Here is a 16393-nt window from a genome sequence, read left to right on the forward strand (position 1 = left end):
ATATTATAGCACAAACCCCCGCAGGTTGTGTTACAATAAGGAAAACTCTTTTGGGGAGGGTCTTTCCATGAACGCTGTCGTTTCCGTCTGTCTTTTAGCCTGTGCGCTGGGCATCATCGTGTACCTGCTCTCCCGGCGGGAGACAACCCGCCGCAGCCAGTACGGCCCCGCCGGCCTGTCCGAGTTCCGCACCGGCCTTGCGCTGGACGAATGCTTTGACCGTCTGGACACCTGCAGCGACACCGACCTCTTTGCCTACGAGTGCCGCCGGGAGAACGACGGCAGCTTTCTGCTGCACCTGACGCTGCACCAGCCCAGCCAGCAGCCGCTGGACACCTTGTACACCCTGCGGCTGGACCCCGGCCGCCAGACCGTGGTGACTTTGATCTTTATCCGGGAGGCCTTTGGCTACAAAGAGCCGCTGTTCCCGCCCGCCATGCTGGACGAATTTATGCTGCAAAAGCTGGATGCCCACCGCACCAAATGATTTTTGCGGAAAATGCTTTCCTTTTTGCGCAGTTTTTGCTATACTAGTGCGTGTTGCAGCAATGCAGCACCACATACGGGCCAGTAGCTCAGCTGGTCAGAGCTGGCGGCTCATAACCGCTTGGTCGCGGGTTCAAGTCCTGCCTGGCCCATACAAAAAAAGACACCCATCTGGGTGTCTTTTTTTGTATATTCGGGCGGCAGGACTTGAACAGCAACAGCGACGACCACTGCCTGCGGCAGAAACAGGGAGGAGCTGTTGGGGCAGCGTTCTGATTTTTCAAAGCCCTGCCTAGGGGCTGCGGAAAAATCAGCAAACGCAACCCGCAAGGCAACAACGCAGTTGGCAGAGTAAGCAATCAGCCTAGCAGGCTGTTGCTTAGCCCGCGGGTCCCAACCACTAGGAATGTCTACCAAGAAAGAGTTCTCCCCATTCGGGTGTCTTTTATTCCCCATCCTCTGCGGGCAGCTGGTTCCACAGGCGGTAATAGACGCCCTGCTTTTCCAGCAGCTGGGCGTGGGTGCCCTCTTCCACGATACCCTCCTCGCCCAGCACAAGGATGCGGTCGTAGTCCTTGATGGTGGTCAGGCGGTGGGCGATGGTCAGGGTGGTGCGGCCGTGCGCCAGCTTTTCAAGGCTCTGTCCCACAAGGATCTCGCTCTCGTTGTCCAGTGCGCTGGTGGCTTCGTCCAGAATCAGGATGGGCGGGTTCTTCAAAAACACCCGGGCAATGGCGATGCGCTGCTTCTGTCCGCCGGACAGCTTGACGCCGCGCTCGCCCACATAGGTGTCATAGCCGTCCTTCAGCGCAAGGATGAACTTTTCCGCGCCCGCCAGACGGGCGGCGGCTTCGATCTCCTGCCGGGTAGCGCCGGGCTTGCCGTAGGCGATGTTCTGCGCCACCGTGCCGCTGAACAGGTACACGTCCTGCTGCACAATGCCGATATCCTGCCGCAGGCTCTTCAGGGTGACCCGGCGGATATCCTGTCCGTCAATAAGGATGCGGCCGCTGGTCACCTCGTAAAAGCGGGGGATCAGATTGCACAGTGTAGTTTTGCCGCCGCCGGAGGCACCCACCAGCGCCAGACGCTCTCCGGCGCGGATGTCCAGACTGACGTCGTGCAGCACCTTGTTGTGGTCGTCCGGGTACTCAAAGCACACCTTCTCGAACCGGATCTCGCCGGGGCCGGGCTGCAATGGCACTGCGTCCGGTGCGTCCTTGATGGCAACCGGGGTGTCCATGATCTCGGCAAAGCGCTCGATGCCGGTCATGCCGCGCTGGAACTGCTCGGCAAACTCCACGATGCGCCGGATGGTGGCGATAAGGGTGGTGACGTAGAGCATATAGGCCACCATGTCACCGGCGGTGATCTTACCGTACACCAGCGACAGACCGCCCGCCAGAATGACCACCAGATACATCAATCCGTCAAACAGGCGGGTGGAGGTGTTGAACGCGCCCATGGCGTAGTAGCCAAGGGTCTTGATCTGCTCAAAGGCGCGGTTGCCCTTGGCGAACTTTTCCCGCTCCTCGTCCTCGGCGGCAAAGGCCTTGACCACGCCCTGTCCCAGCAGGCTGTCCTCGATGGTGGAGTTCAGCTCGCCGATCTGGACACGCTGCTGGCGGAAGCGTGCCCGCAGACGGCCGTTCAGGTACACCGATACCACGCCCATCAGCGGCACACAGGCAAACACTGCCAAGGTCAGCGGGATGCTGGCACGGCACAGGATGACAAAGGACGCCACGATCTTGATGCCCGCGATGAAAAATTCCTCCGGGCAGTGGTGGGCGAACTCGGTCACGTCAAACAAATCGTTGGTGATGCGCCCCATGATGGTGCCCACTTTGGTGTTGTTGTAGTAGGTGTGATCCAGCTGCAAAAGATGGTCAAAGGCATCCCGGCGCATATCCGTCTCAATATGCACGCCCATGATGTGGCCGATGCTGGACATATAGTAGCTGGCTGCACCGTCGATGATGCGCAGCACAAAGTAGAGTGCCGCCAGCTTCAGCACGATGCCCGCCGTCAGGGTGATGCCCACCCCCATGGCAGAGTTGGTGATGATGCTCATGATCTTGGGCAGCACGATATCGCACAGGGTCGTCAGCGCTGCGCAGAACAGATCAAGGCACAGCACCATCTTATAGTTTGCCAGATACGGCAGAAAACGCCGGATCAGCGCACCGCTGCTTGCGTGGTGCGCCCCGGGGTCGTTGGTTTTGGTTTTCGGCATGGTTCCTCCGTTTTTGTTGATTTCCATCAGGCTTTTCCGATTCAGGGTGTTGCAGATATTTTTCAGCGGGCTCGCCCTCTCCGTCACGGCTTCGCCGTGCCACCTCTCCCAAAGGGAGAGGCCTTGGCAAAGAGATGAAGTTTGCGTGGACTGCCAAGGGCTCCCACTTTGGGGGAGCTGGCGCGAGAGCGCCTGAGAGGGCGAGGACGCTGCCCTGAAATCGTTTTTATTTCCGCGTTTCTCTTATTTTTTACTGTAATCCCGCTCACCGTAGATGGCGGTGCCGATGCGCACAAGGGTAGCGCCCTCCCGGATGGCGTTTTCAAAATCACCGCTCATGCCCATGGAAAGGGTCTGCATCTCCACGTTGCGGTAGCCGCGCTCCCCTGCCCGGACGAACAGCTGATACACCTGTGCCAGATACCGGCGGTTCTGGGCGTCGTCATCGTTCACGGGCGGAATCGCCATCAGACCCTTGACCCGGATATGCTCCTGTGCGGCGGCGGTGTCCAGCAGCGGCCAGAGCAGCTCCGGCGCAGCACCGGTTTTGCTCTCCTCCCCGCCGATGTTCACTTCCAGCAGGATATCCTGCACGATACCGGTCTTGGCGGCTTCCTTCTCAATGGCCAGCAGCAGATGCTCACTGTCCACGCTTTGGATCAGGCTTGCCCGCCCCAGCACCTTTTTGATCTTATTGGTCTGCAAGTGGCCGATAAAATGGCTGGGCTTACCGCAGTAGGCTCCGGCATCGTAATTTGCGCACAGCTCCTGCACATGGTTTTCGCCAAATAAGTCAATAGGCAGGGCGGCACTGGCTGCTATGGTCTGCGCCGTGCGGGTCTTGCAGGCGGCGCACAGCTGCACCGCTGCCGGATCGCGCCCGGCTTCCCGGGCGGCGGCTGCCATCTTTTCCCGGATCTCGGCCACGGCCTGCCGCATCTCTTCCAAATTCTTTTCTGCCATCTGACTCAGTCCTCCTCGGTATAGCGGGCGCGTTCGCCGCCGATCAGCTTCGGACGGGTGTAGGCACACAGAATGTTTGCTTCGCCGATCTTATTAAGGCTCAGCCGCACCGGCACTGCCACCCGCTTCAAATGCATTCCGATCAGGGTGCCGCCGATATCCATGCCCGCGTTGGCGCGGATCTCTTCCACCGCCACCGGGTCTTTGAAGTTCTTCCAGCAGGTGGTCGCCCAGCTGCCGCCCGCATGGGGACGGGGCACAACGCACACTTCCTCCCAGCCGTATTTTTCTGCGGCTTCCCGCTCAAGGATGATGGCACGGTTCAGGTGCTCACAGCACTGCGCCGCCAGCCAGACGCCTTTTTCCGCCAGCACCGGCGCAGCGCCCGCGTACAGCGCCCGGGCGGCTTCCAAGCTGGAATCCTTGCCGATGTGACCGCCCACCATCTCACTGGAAGAGCAGCCCACCACGAGCACATCTCCCTTTTTCAGCTTTGCCGCAGCCACCAGCTCGGTCATGGCCTGCCGCGCTTCAGTCTCGATCTGTTTTGCAAATGCTTCGGTCATACAAAAACACCTCGCTTATCGGTTTGCAGCCAGCAGGCTGTTTGCCCCTGCTGCACCGAAATATACTTTACTTTCCATCGGACACACCGCCGCGCAGCTGTCCTGTGCAAGGCCGGTAAAGGTCTGCTCCCAAGCCCCGGTGGCAAGGCTCACTGCTTCGGCGCAGGGGGCGTCTGCCGTGCGCCGGAACAGCCGCTCCTGCGTATTCTGTCCCGCCCGCAGGGCGATGCCCCGCAGCAGGGTGCTGTCCGTGTTCTTTTCCAGCCAGCTGCTGCGCGCCCAGCGGTAGCTGATGTACAGCGTGCCGTCCGTGTCTGCCGCCAGCGCACCGGGATAGCCCGGCAGACCGGCAAAGGCGGCGGTGCAGCCCCGTCCCCCGGCGGTCAGCTCCCGGGCAGCGGCATCCACCGCCCAGATGCAGCGGCTGCCAAGGTCGGAGACATACAGGGTGCTGCCGTCCGGGCTGAGCGCCAGACCCGCAGCGCCTGCTACCCCGCCCAGCACCTTTTCCACCGTGCGGGCGGCGGGGTCGTATACATACACGCAGCCGGTAGCAGTGTGCGCCAGCAGCTCGGTGCGCAGGGCGCTTTCCAGCCCGTTCTCTGCGCCTGCCGCCGCAGCCACCGCAAAGTACACCTTGCCCGCCGGGCTTACCTCCACGGCAGATACCGCCCCCAGCGGCGCACCGTCCAGCTGGGTGACCACCTGTTCCACCGCTGCGCCCCAGCTGTCGTGCTTGGCGCGGCACAAGGTACCCCCGGCGGTGGTCAGCTGGGTCAGCCACACATCCCCGGCGGCATCAAAGGCAAAGCCGGTCAACTCGCCCTCCACGCTCAGGATGGCGGCAGCGTGCCCGCCATCGGTGCGCACAAGGTCGGCGGTGCGCTTTTTCAGGGCGGCACCGTTCCATGCAGCGGCATACAAAAGGCCGTCCTTGGCGCGGATGCAGTCCACGCCCTGATACTCCCCCAGCTCCAGCCGGTCTTTCCGGTCGGTGGAAACTGCCGTCTGCATCGCGCCCGTCTCCTGCCGGAGGTCGGGTGCTTTATAGGTCTGCGGCGGGGTGTCGATGGGACGGAAGCCCAGCGCATACACCAGCACCAGCAAAATGCCCACCCCGAACACCGTGCTGGCGGTGCGGAACCGCTTGAGCATGGCGTCCCGTTCCGCGGCCATCTGGGCGGCATACTCTGCCCGGCGGCGCGCCGCCATGGCGTTGGCGCGGTTGGCGCGCCGCATCCACCGGTCCACGAACAACGCCACCCGCGGCCCCACCGTGAGGGATGCAATGGCAAGTATGAGCAAAAATTCGATCAGTCCGATTCGCATAAGCGCTTTTCCTTATCTCCGAAAAACCTGCGGACAGCGCACTGTCCTTTATCGCTAAAGTATAGCATTCCTGCGCAAAAAGGGCAAGCGGGGTGTGCCTATCAAACAATAAAGCATCTGCAACATTCGCTTCTGAGTTTTCAGAGAAACAGCGAATTTTTATTGCAGATGCTCTTTTTTTAGCGTGCTCGCCCTCTCAGCCTCGCTTTGCTCGGCAGCTCTCCCAAAGGGAGAGCCTTTGGCAGTCCATGCAAACTTCATCTTTTTGCCAAGGCCTCTCCCTTTGAGGAAAGACTTCCCCCGGCCGGGGGAAGATGTCGCGCAGCGACAAAAGGGGGAGTGTGGCACGGCGAAGCGAACTGACGGAGAGGGCGAGGACGCCGCCCTAGTGCAGCAGACTTTTATGCGCTATCTTGTCTCGATCGGGCGGATGGTCTGCTCCCCGCTGCGGGTCACGAGGGAACCGGCGGGCACTTTGCCACGGATGATGCAGCCCGCGCCGATGACGCAGTTGTCCCCGATATCCGTGCCCTTGAGCAGCACCACGTCCGAAGCGATCCAGCAGCTGCGTCCCACGGTGATGCAGCCCGCAGCGCATTCCCGGCTGACCCCTTCCTCCCGGGTAAAGCGGTGGTTGTTATCAAAGATCTTCACTCCGGGGCCGAAAAGGGTGTTCTCGCCGATGGTTATCTTTCCAAGACAGCTGATGACCGCGCCGTCGTTGAAGTAGACCCCGCTGCCGATGTTCAGCCGGCTGGAATAGCCGGTGGTGATGGACACCCGCCCGTCGCTCTCCACCCGGTCGCCCAGCGTCACCCGGGAGCCGCTGTTCAGCCGCAGCTTGAGCTCTTTGTCCAGCAGGATGCTGCTGCCAAATTGCAGTCCCCGGCAGCCGAACCATTTTTTCCATTGCAGGCGGCAGCGGTTATGCAGGCTGCGCCGTTTTTCTCGCAGCCAGCGGGGCGAACACTGCCGCAGCCACATACACCAGCGCCCGACTTTGGTGCACTTGAAGCGCTTGCGCCAGCGGTTTGCCTTATCGCCGCTTTGCCAGCTGCCCTGATAATAGTGGATGCCGAAGGTGCGCGGTGTCCGGTGCATCCGCTCGGTCACATAATCAAAGGGCGAAAAGCAGTCGGTGGGCAGCACCAGAAAGCCGTCCAGCTCCTGCTGCTCGTTTTTCTGCTGCAAACCGGCCTTGGTAAACAGCGGGGTATCCCGCTGGGTGCAGGTGCGCAGATCCGGCTCGCCGGTCTCCTGAACAAAGGCGGCGTTGCGGTAGCTCGCCAGCATTTTGCCGATCATCTCGCAGCCCGGCTCTGCGCCCACGCCGGAGCCGGTGTTCACCAGCAGCGTGCGGCCGTAGGGTGTTGGCACACTGTGCTCCATGCCGATAAAGCCCTTATACTCCAACAGCTCGTCCAGCGGGCGCACCAGCTCCACATCCGTGTCCAGATAGATGCCGCCGTACTCGTACAGCACTACCAGCCGCGCATAGTCCGATACAAAGGCATATTTCTTTGCCGCATACGCCTGCTGTGCGTAGCGGTTTGTGCTGATATCAAAGTTCTGCTCGTTCCACGCCATGATCTTGTAATCCGGGCAGTATTTCTTCCAGCTTTCCATACATTTCCGGTTCTCCGGGCTGATGGGCCCGCCGCCGAACCAGCAGTAGTGGATGATCTTGGGGATGCTCATGATCACTTCTCCTTTTCTCCGCAAATTCCCCAGTCTTTACGACTTTATTTTACAAAAACGCCCGTTTTCTTGTCAAGTTCCCCAGTGCCTTTTTCTGCGCTTTCCCGCAAAAAGATTGCCGCCCCGCCGCCCTGTGTGGTATACTGGGTGCAGACGGCTTTGTTTTTCCAAACCATTCACTTAAAATTCACAGCTTTTTCCAATTCTTGCATTAAAATAGAGCTGTATACTGATATATGATAGGGAGGAGTCCTGTTTTATGGCAAAGATCCTGATCGTTGACGATGAGCCCCGCATCCGGGAACTGATCCACGAGCATCTGCAATATTCCGGGTATATCTGCGAGGAAGCCGGGGACGGCTCTGCGGCGCTGGCACAGCTGTCCGGCGGCGGGTTTGATCTGGTGATCTTAGACCTGATGATGCCCTTTATGGACGGCATGACCTGCCTGCGGGAGATGCGTGCCCGCCACATCAACACCCCGGTCATCATCCTGACCGCCCGGGGCGAGGAATACGACAAGCTGGCCGGGCTGGAAAGCGGCGCAGACGACTATGTGGTAAAGCCTTTCTCCCCCCGGGAGCTGGTGGCGCGGGTGCGCGCGGTGCTGAACCGCACCATGCCCCGCACCCCCGAGACTGCCGACACCATGACCTTTGGCGAGCTGACCATCGACACTGCCAGCCATACCGTGCGGGTATCCGGCGAGGAAGTGGCCCTGACCCCCAAGGAGTTTGACCTGCTGGTATTTCTGGCGTCCAACAAGGGCATTGCCCTGAGCCGGGAAAAGATCCTGCAGAAGGTGTGGAACTACGACTACTTTGGCGAGGACCGCACCGTGGACACCCATGTAAAGATGCTGCGCGGCCATCTGGGCAAATGTCGCAGCTACATTGCTACGGTATGGGGCATCGGCTATAAGTTCGACCCCGATGCCGCCCGTTGACTGAAGGAGCGTGCGGTCCATGCGGCAAACCACCAAAGCACGGCATACCCTTGGCATCCGCGGGCAGCTGATGTGGTTTTTGTGCTTCATCTGCCTGTTTCTGCTGGGGCTGTTCTGGCTGCTGTCCACCCAGCTGCTGGAGCCTTTGTACACCAAACACATCGAGACCCAGCTTACCAATCAAGCCGACAGCATCGTAGAGCGGCTGGACGATGCCATTGCCGAGGGCAAGGTGCTGTCCAGCTGGTCCTTCGGGCAGCTTGCGGTCAACAGCGATTTCTTTGATAAGCTCACGCTGGAACTGTACACCAAGGGCACTTTGAACAGCTTCTGCGTGGACATCTCGGACACCACCCTGCACACCATTTATAAGATCGAGAACCAGTCCTTCTGCAACCTGCACGGCACCTATCTTTCGGACTCTGCCAACAACGATAAGATCATTGCCACCGCCCTTGCCATGCGGCGCAAGTGCCGCAGCATGGGCAGCTTTGTGCAGACGCTCAACCCGCCCCGGCTCTCCGGCTCGGCGCAGCTATTGGTAGGGCGCACCACGGCAGACGGCAGCTACACCGTGCTGGTGACCACCAGCCTTGTGCACGTTGCCGAGGCCGGAAAGGTGCTCAGCACCCTGCTGCCGCTGGCGGCGGCGCTCATCTTCGGCTTTGCCATGTCGGCGGCGTGGCTGTTCAGCGAGTGGTTCACAAAGCCGCTGCGCCAGCTTTCCAGCGCGGCGCGGCAGATGGCGCTGGGCAACTACGCCGTGCAGGTGGACAACCGCCGCAACGACGAGCTGGGCGACCTTGCCCGGGACTTTAACCACATGGCCGAGGAGGTGCAGCACGCGGTGCAGATGCAGCGCGATTTGCTGGCCAATGTCTCCCACGACCTGCGCACCCCGCTGACCCTTATCAAAGGCTATGCCGAGACGGTGCGCGACCTGACCGGTGACGACAAAGCGCACCGGGACGAACAGATGAACATCATCGTGGACGAAGCCGACCGCCTGACCGCGCTGGTGTCCAGCGTGATGGAGCTGAGCAAGGTGACCAGCGGCACTTATAAGTGCGAGCGGGTGCACTTTGACATGGGACAGCTGTGTGATGAGGTAAGCGAGCGCTACGACGCCGTCTGCGCCCAGAACGGCTGGCAATTGCAGCTGGAACTGCCGGAGGAGGATCTGCCGGTCTACGCCGACCCGGACATGATGCAGCGGGCGCTGCACAATCTGCTGGGCAACGCCATGCACCACATCGGCAAGGACGGCATCTTTATCCTGCGCGCCTTCCGCTGCACCGAGGGCGTGCGGGTAGAGGTAGAGGATCACGGCCCGGGCATTGCCGCCGCCGACCTGCCCTATATCTTTGACCGGTACTACCGCTCCCGCTCGGATGCAGGCAAGCAGGGCACCGGTCTGGGGCTTTCCATCACCAAGGCCATCTTCCAGCAGCACAGCTTCCGCTTTGGCGTACAAAGCACCGTAGGCAAGGGCACCACCTTCTGGTTCGTCATGAGCGATCTGCCCTATGTGGACGATTTTGAGGGTAAGTGAGCACCCCCTGTGATACAGAAAAAGCACCGGCAGTTTTCCAGATCTTCCAATCGGGAAACTGCCGGTGCTTTTATTATGTTCCACTCTCTGCCGTATGGTAGATGCCAAAGGTGTTGTCCGGGGCGGGCATCTCCACCCGGGAGGCGCGGTCGTTCACCGCCCACATCATAGCGCCCATAGCGCCCAGCACCACCAGAATGATGAGCCATTTTACTGCATTGGGTAATTTTTTCATTCCGTTATCCTTTCCGTAGTCTCCATGCGGCACTTCTGCCGGGCAGCGCGCAGCAGCGCAGCGGCTTCGGCAGCCGAAAGCGCCTGCACCCAGCCGGGACGCTCCCCTGCGCCCGCGCCGGTGCTGCCTGCTTCGGCAAAGCCGGCCAGCGCCGTGTCGGTGCGGTCGTTCCAGCCGGCAAAGCCCTCCGGCGCAATATGCGCCCCAAGGCGGCAGTCCAGCACCGCCGTCTTGCCGGTAGGCCGCCACGGTCTGCCCAGATACACGCTGCCCGCCGGGCAGTCCGAGACAAAATCGCAGTCCCAGAACACAAAGCCCATCCCATCTGCCGCACCGGAGGGCGCGGTGACCCAGCTGTGCGCAAGGCCGTTGTTCACCGTGCGCAGGATACAGTGCTCAAACAGGGCGTCCGCCCCGCCAAAGATAAAATCGATATCTCCGGCAATTTCGCAGGCATGGTAATACTGTGCGCTTGCCCGGCGGGGTGCCAGCACCCGCGGGCCAAGGAATCCGTCCTTCTCCCGCTCTTTCTCCGGCAGAGGGGCGCAAAACAGGGTGTCCTGATTGCCCAGCAGCCGCACGCGGCTGAACGCCGCCCGGGCGCTGTCCACATAGGCAGCGATGGCCTGTCCCGCCTTTGCGCCGGGGCCTGCATCGTTCTCGATGGTCATATCCTCCACCCGCAGCTTTTCGCCGCTGAAAAAGGCGGTGTAGCTGCGGAAGGTGTGGGTGGGACGCCCGTCCGGGTGCGGCAGCTTGCCGCCATCGTTCCATACCAGCCGGGTGGCATCCATGCCCGCGCCCGCAAGGGTGATATCCTTTTTCTCACAAACCAGCTTTTCCCGGTAAATGCCCGGTGCGATGCGGATGACCGCAGGGCAGTCGTAGGGCACCGCCAGCACCGCCTCGGAAATGGTGGTAAACTGTCCGCTGCCGTCGGGTGCAACGTTGATGGTAAGCATAAGCCGCCTCCTGCGCCCGGCACTGCCGGGCTGAAAAATATGCTTCCAGTATACCCCTCCTTCCCGCAAATTGCAACGGAAGTTCTGTAAAGTCCAGCGGTAGCTCCTTCCTATTTATGGCTTCCCCCGGTCGGGGGAAGCTGTCACCGCAGGTGACTGATGAGGGCGCTGCTGCCGGAATCACCCCTCATCCGGCGCTACGCGCCACCTCCCCCCCAAGGGGTGAAGGCTTTTAGACGTCCGGTCAAGACGTAAAAAGCCCATTTGTGTTATATGCCTGTCACCCGCTCTTTTCCAGCCGGAGCACGGCGGCGGTGATATCATCCGGGCGGCCGGTCTTTTGTGCGCGGATGCGGGCAGTCTCCACCAGCGTTTCGGCCAGCTTTTCCGGCGCATCTCCTGCCGCCGCCGAAAGCTCCACCTGCTTTGCCACCCAGCCCGCGCCGTCCACCAGCAAGCCGTCCGATACCAGCACCGCGTAGTCCCCGGCGGTCAGGTGCACCACCCGGCTCTGTCCGTTCACCCCGCCCAGCACCCCCATGGGCAGAGTGGCTTCGCCCACGGCCCGCACCCGCCCGCCGTGCACCAGAAACCCCGGAGCAGCCCCGGCCTTGAACAGCCGCGCCGTACCGGTGTATAGGTCCACGCTGATGAGGTCCAGCGTTGCGCCGCTCTCGTCCTCGCTTTTCAGCGCCAGCGCCACGTTCACCAGCCGCGCCGCCAGCTCGGCGGTAAAGCCCGCCTTGAGCAGCCGGGCGGTCAGCTCTGCCGCCAGATTGCCGTCCACCGCCGCCGGGCGTCCGGTACCCATGCCGTCACATAAGATCATCTGCGCCGCCGTAGGGCTGCAGAATTGCTGCACCGCATCCCCGGATACCTCACCCCGGGCGGCAGCGCTTGCCGCCCCGAACACCGCCCGCAGCGCCGGTCTTTCGCTGAACAGCAGGGTGGTCATGCCCTTGCAGGAGAGCACCTGCGGCACTTCCAGCGTGCGGCGGCAGATATGCCCCACCTCCCCCGCCAGCGCCGCCAGCTCCTGCGGGGTGAACCGGGTGCGCGGCAGGGTGACGGCGGCATGGGTGCGCCCAAGGTCGTCCAGCGTGACGGCGCACTCCTGCGGCGGCGCACCCAGCCCGGTAAAGAACTCCGCCACCCGGCTGGATTTATAGGGTTCCGGGTCGCCGGGACGCCCCAGCTGCTCGCTGAGCACCCCAAGCGCTTCAGCTACGGCGCTGTACTGCTCGGTCAGGGCGGTGCGCATGGCTTCGGAATGGATGCGCGCTTCCTTGCGGCTGCGGTACAGCGCAAAGCTGCGCCCCGCCGCCGCGCACAGCGCTGCCGGGTGGATGCAGCGGGACAATTGCCCAGGCAATTGCGCTGTTTCCACGCTGCCATTCTGTTCCAGCAGCGGACGCAGCGCTTCCATGCCCGCCATGGTGGCGGTGTACTCCTGCTTCCAGCAGGTCTCCCGCCGCCCGCAGTTAAAACAAAGGGTATCATGTACATTGTCTATGACCCAGCGGAAACCTTCCCGCCGCCGGGGCAAGCCCTCGTAGACCGCGTTCACCGTCTCCGCCAGCGAGGAAAGGCTCTGCGCCACGGCTTCCAGCCGGGTAGATGCCGCCGCACTGCGGGCGGGCGCGGGGGCGTTTTCTCCGCTCTGTGAGATGTCTGCCGCCGGGGCAAGCCAGCCGCCGGGCAGCAGGCAGACCACCGCCATGCCGCCGCAGGCGCTGAACAGCATCCCAAAGGCGTTTCCGGGCGGCTGCACGCAGAGTACCCCGGATACACACCCGCCCGCGTAGGCGGCAAGGGTCTCCACCCGCCGTCCGGGCGCCAGCACCGCCGCCGCTGCCGTGGCACAGCCCAGCCCCGCTGCCGCCGGGGCAAGGGCAGGGTCTGCGGCGCAGAGGGCTGCGCCCAGCACCGCACTTCCGCTCAGGGCGGCAAACCTCTGTGCCCGGCAGCACAGTGCCAGCTCTGCGGCGGCACACGCCAATACTCCGGGCGAAAACCATCCCCACCGCACACTGCCCAGCGCCGCTGCCACGGCTGCGCCCACCAGCAGCGTGCCCATACCCGGGCGCTCCGGGGCAAATTTGCGCAGCCCGAAGCCGATGCTCACCGCAAGCAATGCGTCCGCCGCGCTGTACAGCAAAAGGTCTGCCCCGCCGCTGCTGCCCAGCGCAAAACACAGCGCCATGCCGGTCAAAGTACCGCAGCCCGCCAGCGCGGCGGGCACAAACCTTTGCGGCAGCAGCCAGCGGGCTGCCACGGCAGCGCCCAGCGCACACAGCTGACACAGGCTGCGCAGCGAGAGTGCTCCCAGCCCGTGGAGCAGCAGTCCCAGCGCCGCCCCTGCTGCACAGGGCGCAAAGCAATCCTCTGCCAGTCCAAGAGTCAGCCCCAGCCCAAAGGGCATCAGCGCCCCGTACAGCACCGCCCAGCCGCCGGCAAAGCCGACGCCCACCGCTGCCAGCCGCCGCGCCGCCGGGCGCAGCATCGCCCGTGCCGCCAAGGGCGAAGGCTGCAAACACCGCCCGTCCGAAGATAAAACACCCATCCGCTCTGTCATAAAAATCCCCCGCTTTCCGGCGGGGAATTTTGTTCTGTTCCCCGCACTGTCTGCATATACTGTAACGCGGGGCAGCGGCGCTTTTTGGCGCGGTGCATAGAACCGTCCCAAACCCGCCCAAAGACGCAAAAAAGCCTTGCGGCCGTCATTTTACCGCAGGGCTTTGGGGGTATTTTCAACTGTTCAGCAGAAATAGCGGATTTTTCTGGAAGTGGACTCCACGATCTTCTGATACCGCGCGATCTCCTCCGGCGTGAAGCCGTGCACCTCCTGCCAGTCATAGCCCGGCAGCCAGCACACTGCTGAGTGGAAACAATCTTCTGCATCCGGTTTTTCAAGGTACACCTTCACCCGGCCATCGGGCTTCATCTCGGAATGCACGATCTCGGTATCGTCATCCAATGTCATAAACGGGTACATCATAGGTTCCACCTCCCAGATCACTGTACTTATATCACTCAGCCGTTCAGCTTTGCAATGGCATCCTGCACGCGCTGCAGGGTCTTTTCGCGGCCCATCATGCAGGCAAGGTCGGTGCCGCCGCCGGGGGTGCGCTGCTTGCCGGAAAGGGCAATGCCCAGCGGGTAGAGCAGCCAGCCGTTCTTTTTGCCCAGCTCCTCAGCCTTGGCCTTGCAGGCATCGAACACGGCATCGCGGTTTGCAAAATCCAGAGTCTCGTCGCTCAGCACCGGCAGCAGAGCTTCCAGTGCTTCCTTGGCCGTTTCCGGGGTGGTCTTTTGCTTTTTGTTGGCGTACAGGCTCACGTCGTACTCCGGCATGGCGTCAAAGAAATCCAGCTGCTCGGGGATCTCGCCCAGCACCTCGCACCGGGGCTGCAGGTTTGCGCACAGCAGCTTTTTGTCGATGGCGCTGTGCACGGCGCTGTCGATCCACGGCTCGGCCTTTTTCTGGAACTCCTCGGGGCTCAGGCGGCGGATATACTCCGCATTGATGGCGCGCAGCTTGAGGGGGTCGAAGATGGCGGGGGACTTGGAGATGCCCTCCGGGGACCAGATCTTGACCAGCTCCGGCAGGGAGAAGATCTCCTGCTCGGCGTACTCGCCGCGGGGGCTCCAGCCCAGCAGGCAGATATAGTTCAGCACAGCTTCGGTCAGGTAGCCCTTAGCCACCAGATCCTGATAGCTTGCATCGCCGTTGCGCTTGGACAGCTTGTTCTGCGCGTCCTTCATCACCGGCGGGCAGTGGATATAGGTGGGGATGTCCCAGCCAAAGGCCTGATACAGCAGGTTATACTTGGGGGTGGAGGACAGGTACTCGCTGCCGCGGATGACGTGGGTAATGCCCATCAGGTGGTCATCCACAACGTTAGCAAAGTTATAGGTGGGCATTCCATCGGTCTTGATGAGGATCTGGTCGTCCATCTCGCTGTTGTTCACCTCGATGTGGCCGTACACCACATCGTCAAAGCCGGTCACGCCCTCGCGGGGGATCTTCTGGCGGATGACGTAAGGCTCGCCTGCGGCAAGGCGCTTTTCCACTTCTTCCTTGGGCAGTTCGCGGCAGCAGCCGTCGTAGTGGGTCATCTCACCGGCAGCGCGCTGCTCGGCGTGCAGAGCTTCCAGCCGCTCTTCGGTGCAGAAGCAGTAATAGGCCTTGCCCTCTGCCACCAGCTGCTCGGCGTACTGCTTGAACATCCCCATGCGCTCGCTCTGCACATAGGGGCCAACGGGGCCGCCGATATCCGGGCCCTCGTCCCACAAAAGGCCGGTCTCCCGCAGGGTGTTGTAGATGACATCCACAGCGCCCTCCACATAGCGGCCCTGATCGGTGTCCTCGATGCGCAGGATGAAGGTGCCATCCTCGTGCTTGGCCATCAGGTAGGTGTACAGGGCAGTACGCAGGTTGCCAACGTGCATATAACCCGTGGGCGAGGGTGCAAAACGGGTGCGGACTTTATTGCTCGGCATAGAAAAACGCTCCTTTATTCTCATGCAAAAAATTTGCGGATAGCTATGTTTTATTGTACTTATTCTGCGCAGATTTGTCAATGCGGGATAATATCATGCACCCATGCAAAAGGGGCTGCTGCATCAAATGCTGTGCAGCAGCCCCTTTTTATAATATTATTCTCCGTCCTTCGGGTCATCCAGATGCTCGCGCCGTTTGCGTACCAGAGCGACGCACAGTTGCAGCAATGCAAAGCACAGGATGCCGGCAAAAACACCGGCAAAAGCGGCACCGACCCAGTATCCACTGGAAAACCCGCTGATCAGCGTAACCGCCACCGCAGCCACCAGAGAATACACAGCATTGGCCAGGGGCGTATCCGAAAAGTGGCGTTCCCACAGACCATTGCGCAGACACGCGACAACCATATAAATGCAGCCGATCATGAATACGACCCACTCTCCGGCGGCCTTGTCCGCAGCCCCGAACACCGTCTGCACGATCCACGCCGCCAGAAGGCTGTACCACAGCAGCCAGAAGCCATGGCTTTCAATTTTGCGCATGGTCTGCTCCTGCATCTCGTCCAACTGGTTTTTCTTGCTGTATAGTGAAAATTTCATAACTCATTCCTCCCAGAACAGTTCATCCAATGTCTTATCCAGAATTTTACAGATACTGCGGCAAAGGTTGATGGTGGGGTTGTACTCCCCTTTTTCAATGGCGTTGATAGTCTGGCGCGAAACGCCTGCCGCTTCGGCAAGCGCGCCTTGCGTCATGTCCTTTTCCGCACGGGCGGCCTTTAATTTCAGGTTCTTCGGCATTGATACGCTCCTTTCCTGCCGGGTCGGCATTTGTTTTATCCTCTGGACATATAGTAGCATTTACCATTCTAAATGTCAAGTATATATTACAAAAAGTTTTTGCACGCAGACAAAAA

Annotated in this window: 15 protein-coding genes and 1 tRNA gene; 4 read left to right on the top strand and 12 right to left on the bottom strand. The window is 61.3% G+C overall.

Annotated features, from left to right (window positions below):
* Positions 1-67 precede the first annotated feature (67 nt).
* Positions 68-487, top strand: a complete 420-nt coding sequence (locus WMO20_RS10740) for a hypothetical protein (protein ID WP_055185978.1) — start codon at positions 68-70, stop codon at positions 485-487.
* A gap of 77 nt (positions 488-564) precedes the next feature.
* A tRNA-Ile gene (locus WMO20_RS10745) sits at positions 565-638 on the top strand.
* 293 nt (positions 639-931) lie between these two features.
* Here WMO20_RS10745 and WMO20_RS10750 read toward each other — a convergent pair.
* The 5 genes from WMO20_RS10750 to WMO20_RS10770 all read right to left on the bottom strand — a co-directional run bounded on the left by WMO20_RS10750 (position 932) and on the right by WMO20_RS10770 (position 7278).
* Positions 932-2722 (bottom strand): ABC transporter ATP-binding protein, encoded by a 1791-nt coding sequence (locus tag WMO20_RS10750; protein ID WP_316545260.1) that lies wholly within the window; start codon positions 2720-2722, stop codon positions 932-934.
* A 243-nt stretch (positions 2723-2965) separates the two neighbouring features.
* Positions 2966-3685: a YggS family pyridoxal phosphate-dependent enzyme gene (locus tag WMO20_RS10755; RefSeq protein WP_112090951.1), complete on the bottom strand. Its 720-nt coding sequence runs from the start codon at positions 3683-3685 to the stop codon at positions 2966-2968.
* Positions 3686-3690: 5 nt separating this feature from the next.
* Complete coding sequence (locus WMO20_RS10760; protein WP_316540673.1) at positions 3691-4251, bottom strand: TIGR01440 family protein; 561 nt, start codon at positions 4249-4251, stop codon at positions 3691-3693.
* A 15-nt stretch (positions 4252-4266) separates the two neighbouring features.
* Complete coding sequence (locus WMO20_RS10765) at positions 4267-5580, bottom strand: SMP-30/gluconolactonase/LRE family protein (protein WP_349186840.1); 1314 nt, start codon at positions 5578-5580, stop codon at positions 4267-4269.
* Positions 5581-5988: 408 nt separating this feature from the next.
* Positions 5989-7278, bottom strand: coding sequence for a glycosyltransferase (locus WMO20_RS10770; protein WP_349186841.1), 1290 nt, complete (start codon positions 7276-7278; stop codon positions 5989-5991).
* A 259-nt stretch (positions 7279-7537) separates the two neighbouring features.
* On the opposite strand from WMO20_RS10770, the gene WMO20_RS10775 reads away from it, so the two are divergent.
* Both WMO20_RS10775 and WMO20_RS10780 read left to right on the top strand, forming a co-directional pair.
* Positions 7538-8224 (top strand): response regulator transcription factor, encoded by a 687-nt coding sequence (locus WMO20_RS10775; RefSeq protein WP_112090955.1) that lies wholly within the window; start codon positions 7538-7540, stop codon positions 8222-8224.
* Positions 8225-8243: 19 nt separating this feature from the next.
* Positions 8244-9776 carry a sensor histidine kinase gene (locus WMO20_RS10780; protein WP_349186842.1) on the top strand — a complete coding sequence of 511 codons (1533 nt, stop codon included), beginning with the start codon at positions 8244-8246 and terminating at the stop codon, positions 9774-9776.
* A 73-nt stretch (positions 9777-9849) separates the two neighbouring features.
* Here the strand turns inward: WMO20_RS10780 and WMO20_RS10785 are convergent, their stop codons facing one another.
* The 7 genes from WMO20_RS10785 to WMO20_RS10815 all read right to left on the bottom strand — a co-directional run bounded on the left by WMO20_RS10785 (position 9850) and on the right by WMO20_RS10815 (position 16277).
* A complete protein-coding gene (locus tag WMO20_RS10785) occupies positions 9850-10011 on the bottom strand; it encodes a hypothetical protein (RefSeq protein ID WP_005921947.1) in 162 nt (53 codons plus the stop codon).
* Positions 10008-10973 (bottom strand): pectinesterase family protein, encoded by a 966-nt coding sequence (locus tag WMO20_RS10790; protein ID WP_349186843.1) that lies wholly within the window; start codon positions 10971-10973, stop codon positions 10008-10010. Before WMO20_RS10790 ends, WMO20_RS10785 begins: the two co-directional genes overlap by 4 nt.
* 280 nt (positions 10974-11253) lie before the next feature.
* On the bottom strand, positions 11254-13548 hold the full coding sequence (locus WMO20_RS10795) for a SpoIIE family protein phosphatase (protein WP_349186844.1): 2295 nt from the start codon (positions 13546-13548) through the stop codon (positions 11254-11256).
* A 183-nt stretch (positions 13549-13731) separates the two neighbouring features.
* A complete protein-coding gene (locus tag WMO20_RS10800; RefSeq protein ID WP_097782905.1) occupies positions 13732-13971 on the bottom strand; it encodes a hypothetical protein in 240 nt (79 codons plus the stop codon).
* A 35-nt stretch (positions 13972-14006) separates the two neighbouring features.
* A complete protein-coding gene (gltX, locus tag WMO20_RS10805; protein ID WP_097782904.1) occupies positions 14007-15476 on the bottom strand; it encodes a glutamate--tRNA ligase in 1470 nt (489 codons plus the stop codon).
* Between the two features lie 156 nt (positions 15477-15632).
* Complete coding sequence (locus WMO20_RS10810; RefSeq protein ID WP_112090960.1) at positions 15633-16076, bottom strand: DUF6773 family protein; 444 nt, start codon at positions 16074-16076, stop codon at positions 15633-15635.
* A gap of 3 nt (positions 16077-16079) precedes the next feature.
* Positions 16080-16277, bottom strand: a complete 198-nt coding sequence (locus tag WMO20_RS10815) for a helix-turn-helix transcriptional regulator (protein WP_015537233.1) — start codon at positions 16275-16277, stop codon at positions 16080-16082.
* Positions 16278-16393: the final 116 nt, after the last annotated feature.

The sequence above is a fragment of the Faecalibacterium intestinale genome, from assembly GCF_040096575.1.
GTDB classification, from domain to species: domain Bacteria; phylum Bacillota; class Clostridia; order Oscillospirales; family Ruminococcaceae; genus Faecalibacterium; species Faecalibacterium intestinale.